Genomic DNA, 5,017 nt, shown 5'->3' on the forward strand with positions numbered 1-5,017 from the left:
TCCATTCCCCGGATTTCGTAATACCGATACAAAGCACCTTGTACTTTTCTTGATTTACCGCCCGCTTAATCGTGAGCACAGAGCGGCAGGATACCTCATGCTCTGTAGACTGTCCCCCAAAAAGTAAAACCAGGGTCTTCCTCATCTTTTTCCTTCTTTCTATTTTGTAAAACTTCTTATTCTTCCCAAATAGAAGAATCAGTATTTTAAAAGCTTAAAACAAAGCCTGCTCTTCTCCCGATCAAAGCCTTAGTTGGAAGCCTTTTCAATCTGAACGATAGCTGTCTTCTGCATCGGAATACGACAGTTCTTGTTTCCGCCGAACTCTACGATTACCGTATCCTCGGTAAGGTCAATGATGACACCGTAAAATCCGGAACTGGTAAGAACCGTATCCCCCACAGCAAGGGAGCTCATCAAATCCTGCAGTTTTTTCTTTTCCTGCTGCTGAGGACGAACACCCAAAAAATAGAACATGGCAATAATCACTACCGCATAAATAATCCAACCTACTGCTCCCATTCCTGCCATAATGCATCTCCTTTTCTTCTGTCAAATCGTCTCCCTTAGGAGTTTTGTATTTTTAGTTTATATAGGGCTTCCGTCTTCCAGCTTTCCCAACGATTTTCCCGGATGGCGTTACGCATCTCCACCATCAGGCGATTGTAATAGGAAAGATTATGTAAAACACAAAGCCGCATTCCCAGTATTTCCTTCGCCTTTAAAAGATGGCGGATATAGGCTCTGGAATAGCCGCCGGTATACGTTCCGTCCTCTTTTCGAATCCCCTTACAAGCCGGGCAGTCACAGCCCTCTTCAATGGGGCGCATATCCTTTTCATAAGCCAGATTCCAAAGATTCAGCTTTCCGGTGGCATGATACACATGACCATGTCTTCCGTTTCTGCTGGGAAATACACAATCAAAAAAGTCAATTCCTCGATCCACAGCCTGAATCATATTTTCCGGAGTTCCTACCCCCATAAGGTAAGTAGGCTTATGTCTTGGCAAATGAGGAACCACCGCATCCAAAATCCGGTACATATCCTCATGGCTTTCTCCTACAGCCAGACCTCCAACCGCATAGCCTTCCAAATCCAGCTCCGTAATACGCTTGGCATGGTCGATACGAATATCTTCCAAAACCCCTCCCTGATTAATCCCGAAGAGAATCTGCTTGGGATTCAGGGTATCCTCCAGGCTGTTCAGACGATCCATCTCCGCCTGACACCGAAGAAGCCAACGGGTGGTTCTCTCCACGGAAGGAAGAATATAATCCCGCTCCGCCAAGGCCGGCGGACACTCGTCAAAGGCCATGGCAATGGTAGAACCCAAGTTGGACTGAATCTGCATGGATTCCTCCGGACCCATAAAAATCCTTCTTCCATCAATATGGGAGCGGAATTCCACCCCTTCTTCCCGAATTTTTCTTCCGGTTTTGGCCAGGCTGTAAACCTGAAAACCGCCGGAATCGGTAAGGATGGGCTTGTCCCAATTCATCATCCTGTGTAAGCCTCCCAGCTCCCGGATAACCTTGTCTCCGGTTCGCACATGGAGATGATAGGTATTGGACAACTCCACCTGTGTATGCACCAGACGAAGATCATCCGTGGATACCCCACCCTTGATGGCTGCCACAGTACCCACATTCATAAAGACCGGGGTTTCTATCACACCATGGACGGTTTCCACATGGGCAGACTTGGCTCTTCCGCACTGCCCTTTGATTTCATATTTCATTTTGGCAGCTGCCATAGTCACCCCTTTTCCTTTACTATTTCTTGCTAAGCTGTTCCTTCTTTCTCTTGGAAAGAATCACAAAATCAAACCAAAGCGGTCCTGCGATACATACGGAAGACCAAGCGCCGGCTACAATACCCACCATCAAGGGCAGGGTGAAATCTCGAATGGAGCTTACACCGAAGATGTAGAGCACAAATACGGAAATAAAGGTAGTCAGTGAGGTATTGATAGAACGGGTTACCGTACTGGAAATCGCCTCATTTACCACATATTCCAAGCCCTTCTTCTTGGTACCGTTGTGTAAATTCTCACGGATACGGTCAAAGATAACGATGGTAGCGTTAATGGAATATCCTACGATGGTTAAGATGCAGGCAATAAAGTTAGAGCCCACCGCCCAACGAAGTACCGCATAGAAAGTAACGGTAATCAATACGTCATGAGCCAAAGCCATTACGGAAGCGGATGCAAACTTAATGTCTCTGAATCGAATCCAGATATAAATCAGCATACAGAAGATAGCAATCAGCAAAGCCCAAACCGCATCCTTCTTCATTTCTGTGGAAACCGCACCGGAAATGTTCTCGGTAACAATCTTATCCTCGGAAATGGAGAACTTCTCCTGAAGACTGTCATACAGCTTAGTTCGTTCCTCGGTGGTCATGGTTCTGGTCTTAATAATAACCTCATTGGTTCCCGCAACCTTAGCAGCCTGGGTGGAAGCATTTCCCCCGGTAGCCGCGGTAAACAGAGGAATCACCTCACTATCTATCTCCTTCATGGACAAATCCTTATCGAAGGTAATTGTAGTGGAGGAACCTCCCTTAAAGTCCAGGTCATAGTTAAAGATATCTCCGGTATTTTTCTTATTCATTGCCAGGAAAATGAATCCCACAATAATTACTAAGGAAGAAATGCTGTAGGCAATTCTTCTGAAACCGATAAAGTTGATTACCTTGGTTTCCTTCTTAATACCGTAGAGCTTGGGGTTTGTCGCTCCCAAAGCGAAAAAAGCAGTTAATAATCCTCTGGTTACAAAAAGTGCAGTAATCAGAGAAATGATAATACCGATGGCCAAGGTGGTTGCAAAGCCCTTTACGGTTCCTGAACCACGGATATACAGCACTGCCGCCGCAATCAAAGTAGTGATGTTACCGTCCAAAATTGCAGACAAGGCCTTTTCAAATCCTGCCTTAATTGCCTTATCCACGGAATTTCCGGCACCAATTTCTTCCTTGATTCGGGTGAAGATAATAACGTTGGCGTCCACCGCCATACCGATGGATAGAATAATTCCGGCAATACCCGGTAAAGTCAGGGTAACTTCAAAGGCCTGCATCAGCACCATTTCCAGCCCCACATACATGAAAAGAGCCAAAGATGCCGCAAGACCGGGGATACGATAAACACAAAGCATAAAAAGCATAACCAATGCAATACCGATAGCCGCAGCCTGCAAAGAGGTGGAAATCGCTTCCGCACCCAAGGTAGCACCGATTACATTGGACCGAAGCTCTGTCAGGCTAACCGGCAAAGCACCGATACGAATGGTAGAGGCAATCTTCTGCGCCTGCTCATAGCTTTCGATGGGACTGATGCTGGCCTGTCCGCCGGTAATCGCTTCTTTAACATTTGGAGAAGAAATGACTTCATTGTTATAGATAATGAAGATACGCTTTCCCACATTGTTCTTAGTGGCTTCCGCAAATTTTGCCGCACCTGCCTCTGTGAAATGCAGCTCAATCACATATTCACGATTGTTGTTCTGGTTGGTCATTCCCGCAGTAGCTGTTTTTACATCATCACCGGTAAGAAGAACATTGCCATCCTCATCCGCAAACTGCAGGGTACCCGGCTCTCCAAGCTCTGCCAAAATTTCATTGGCATCGGTAGCTCCGGGAATATCAATATTGATACGATTCTTTCCTTCCTGATATACCTGTGCTTCTGTGGAATAGCTCTGAGCCTTCATTTGAAGCTTATACACCGTGTCACTCATCTGCTCGGCGGTAGGATTCTCTTCCACGGTTTGGTAGGTGATGGACACACCACCGTTCAGGTCCAATCCCAGCTTAATGTTTTTTGCATTCAGGTAACCCAAAACGCAAAAAGCTATGGTCAGCAGGAGGATTCCTATAAGCCGTAGCACTGCATTTGATTTCTTGTTCATCTTCTACTTCCTTTACAATCGAATTTGGTGAAACGCTTTTCTCCTCCGGAAAAGGAAAAATGTTTCACCAGATCTCGCCCTTATCCCTGTTTTCTCCGAAGTTTTCCGGTTACTCCCATCACTCGGGCATATACCGATTTATATTATCATAGGCTCACCCTGCTCGCAAGAAAAAAGGCAATTCCTTTCCTAGAAATGCGGGATTTTTTCAAAAAAATATCCCCAAGGCCTTCTTGGCCAAGGGGACTTTTTCGATTCTTCCGTTGCTTTTACTCTTCCACTTCACCGATGCTGACGTGGTTTTCAAATCCTGTTTTGGTAAATTTCCTAGTATCCAGCTCAGGCATAAGCTCTGTGGTAATAATCTTTACCATCTCTTCAAACTTTGCCAAATCCTCCTTACTGAAACGCTTCTTACAACGAGCTTCTACAGTCTTTACATAACTGTAGGAAACATTGTAATAATCCCAAAACTTCTTCGTGGGACGAAGGTGGAACTCTCTTCGATCATTTTCATCCTGAATTTTCTCGATGTAGCCTTTCTGCACTAAGGCATTCACCTTATAGGCGGCATTAGGAGCGGAAATTCCCATCATAATGGCAAATTCCTGTACCGTCGGCTCTCCCAGAGCCTTGATACATTCAATGCTATAGCTTTCTACAGTGGTCAGACTGGCCTCTCTCTTTTCGAATTTCGCAAACACCTGCATATAAAAATAAATTCGAAACTTGTTGTACAACTCAATAATCGATTCACTAAACATAGCATTCTCTCTTCTTGAAATAAATAAACTGTGACTTGTTAAACTTTAACAGAAAATCTTGTATTTGCCTATAGGGTATAAGGAATTTTTCTATAAAATTTCAAAACTTATTAATAAAATGATTTTATATAAGGGGTTTTAATGGTTCATCTTCAAAATTCTGAAGATTGTAAGGGTAATTATGCTACGCATTTCCGGGGTACAGGCTTCCTCTTCGGGCACGCTTCCGCTTTCAGTCGGCACTGTAGGAAAACCATTGCAACTATTATTGCGTCTTCTTTTCCTCAGTAGTGCATAAAGCCCTACTGCACTGCAAAGGTCAATTCCGCCTTCACCACGGT

5 protein-coding genes and 1 pseudogene are annotated in these 5,017 nt (G+C 44.7%); all 6 read right to left on the reverse strand.

Features of this window, described 5'->3' with window-relative positions; all coding sequences use genetic code 11:
* Window positions 1-145: pseudogene (locus ACO4PX_RS08480) on the reverse strand (D-alanine--D-alanine ligase A); the annotation flags it as partial.
* Between the two features lie 104 nt (window positions 146-249).
* A complete protein-coding gene (gene yajC, locus ACO4PX_RS08485) occupies window positions 250-522 on the reverse strand; it encodes a preprotein translocase subunit YajC (protein WP_156778158.1) in 273 nt (90 codons plus the stop codon).
* A 44-nt stretch (window positions 523-566) separates the two neighbouring features.
* Window positions 567-1,739 (reverse strand): tRNA guanosine(34) transglycosylase Tgt, encoded by a 1,173-nt coding sequence (tgt, locus tag ACO4PX_RS08490; protein ID WP_314833763.1) that lies wholly within the window; start codon window positions 1,737-1,739, stop codon window positions 567-569.
* Window positions 1,740-1,773: 34 nt separating this feature from the next.
* Window positions 1,774-3,912, reverse strand: a complete 2,139-nt coding sequence (gene secD, locus ACO4PX_RS08495) for a protein translocase subunit SecD (protein WP_485572276.1) — start codon at window positions 3,910-3,912, stop codon at window positions 1,774-1,776.
* A gap of 269 nt (window positions 3,913-4,181) precedes the next feature.
* Entirely contained in the window at window positions 4,182-4,676 is a 495-nt protein-coding gene (locus ACO4PX_RS08500) for a MarR family transcriptional regulator (protein WP_007157587.1), read from the reverse strand.
* Window positions 4,677-4,814: 138 nt separating this feature from the next.
* Window positions 4,815-5,017: hypothetical protein (locus ACO4PX_RS08505; protein WP_485572277.1), on the reverse strand; the 203-nt coding region annotated here is incomplete at its 5' end.

The sequence above is a fragment of the Oribacterium sp. genome (genome assembly GCF_057249185.1).

Coding starts and splice junctions, on each gene's coding strand:
- yajC (WP_156778158.1), bottom strand. CDS start 522: ATGGGAGCAGTAGGTTGGATTATTTATGCGGTAGTGATTATTGCCATG.
- tgt (WP_314833763.1), bottom strand. CDS start 1,739: ATGAAATATGAAATCAAAGGGCAGTGCGGAAGAGCCAAGTCTGCCCAT.
- secD (WP_485572276.1), bottom strand. CDS start 3,912: ATGAACAAGAAATCAAATGCAGTGCTACGGCTTATAGGAATCCTCCTG.
- ACO4PX_RS08500 (WP_007157587.1), bottom strand. CDS start 4,676: ATGTTTAGTGAATCGATTATTGAGTTGTACAACAAGTTTCGAATTTAT.